This window comes from Arthrobacter sp. TS-15 (assembly GCF_006964045.1).
GTDB lineage: Bacteria > Actinomycetota > Actinomycetes > Actinomycetales > Micrococcaceae > Arthrobacter.
Genome location: NZ_SDXQ01000074.1, coordinates 1 through 1,669, shown reverse-complemented (window position 1 = coordinate 1,669; position 1,669 = coordinate 1). Strand labels below are relative to the sequence as shown.

The window sequence follows — 1,669 nt, the reverse complement described above, 5'->3', positions numbered from 1 at the left end:
TGAGTTCTCAAACAACAGACCCTCCAAAACATCACCCACAGCACACCACAAAAGCAGCACACCCAACAGGGCCATTGGAAAAGAAGAGTTATTTTAGGCCGCCTACCGAACCGTACACACCTTCCGGCTTTCCGTTTCGCACCCGGCGACTCAGAAAACAATACACGCCCCACACCCCCAACGCAAATCCACCCCGGATGGCATGCATACGGGCTTCTAACGTTCTTCATTTGCATGCCCAGGAAGCAGTCCGTTCGCCTGTCACCTCAGCGTGTATGCGCCGTGTAATAGCATCCGCGTCGAGCTACCCAGCCATCCCTTCAGGCTGGCTGTAGGGCCAACGGCCTGGGTACGCATGAGGGACGGCAACCATTTGCACTGCATCCTCGTTGGCAAGCCGTCCGGGCTTGCTACTCTGCAACTCCGTCAAAGGGCTCCTGCCGCACAAAAGAATCGCCTTGGTCGCCACGTGCCTGCACTAGAACCCCGAAAGTGCAAGGACTGAAGACCTGCAACGAAAGCCGTTTGCCGGGTTCAGCCTATTCCTGGCTCGCGGTTGAACGGCTCAGCTGCTGCCGGTTCCAGCCGAAAGGAACTTCCTCGAACGAACAGCTGTGTGAAGGCAAAGTGAAAGGATTTGTCCATGACAGCATTTCGTCTCCCGGCTGGAATCCGCGCGGTGGTGTTCGACGTCGGTGAAACTTTAGTTGATGAAACTCATGCGTGGACGATCCAGGCAGAGCGCGCCGGAATAGCTCCATTCACGCTGATGGGCCTCCTTGGCGCGCTCATCGCCCGAGACGAGGACCACCGACGCGTATGGGACCTACTGGGGGTCGAACGTCCGGCCGCGCCCCCTCCTATGGAGCGAGCTGACCTCTACCCCGATGCGCTTGGTTGTCTACGCACGGCCTCGCAGGCCGGCCTATTGATCGGCATAGCGGGAAACCAGCCAGCTGGCGTCGAAGCCCAACTGCGCGATGCCGGCTTCAATGCAGACTTCATCGCTTCCTCCGCGGCCTGGGGCGTTATGAAGCCTTCAGCGGAGTTCTTTTCCCGAATTGTCGACACCGCCAAGGTTGATGCCGGGCAAATCCTGTACGTCGGCGATCGCCTCGATAACGATTTGTCCTTCCTGCCGGCGAGGCGGGCATGCGGACTGCCTTTGTTCGTCGCGGCCCGTGGGGATACCTCCACGCACAGCGTCCGGAAATCGAGCCGACATATACGTCGATTCATTGGCGGAGCTGGCAATGGCTTTCGGCTGAGTGCGGAAGTTATCTCCTCCCAAGTTGTCGGGCCGCCGAGCTTCTACCAAGCATTCGACGTTTCCATCCAAGTTTCGGCCCAAGACCATACCGTCGCAACGCATCGGGCGTGGGATAAGGGACCCACCGCATGGGGACCAGGGATGAACTCCGGCAGGTACTAAAGCGACGGCACGTTCCCCGAGGGTCTGGTGGTCATACGCCCCTAACCAGAGCTTTCTGAGGCACGTGCGGGTACTCTCCACATAGACCGGGGTCTCAGCGTCGAGACCGGCCCGAAACCAGCGGTTAAACAAGTGTGGCCCCTGTGTTGGGGCTTGGCTTGTTGTGGTTTGGGTTAAATGCGGGGAGCCCCGACCGTGTGGTCGGGGCTCCTCCGTGAATGGTTGTCCGGCGGTGTC

Annotated in this window: 1 protein-coding gene; it reads left to right on the top strand. The window is 59.4% G+C overall.

The genetic code is table 11. From position 1 onward, the window contains the following. Nucleotides 1-643 precede the first annotated feature (643 nt). Nucleotides 644-1,432 carry an HAD family hydrolase gene (locus tag EU811_RS22805; RefSeq protein WP_238703543.1) on the top strand — a complete coding sequence of 263 codons (789 nt, stop codon included), beginning with the start codon at nt 644-646 and terminating at the stop codon, nt 1,430-1,432. Nucleotides 1,433-1,669 lie beyond the last annotated feature (237 nt).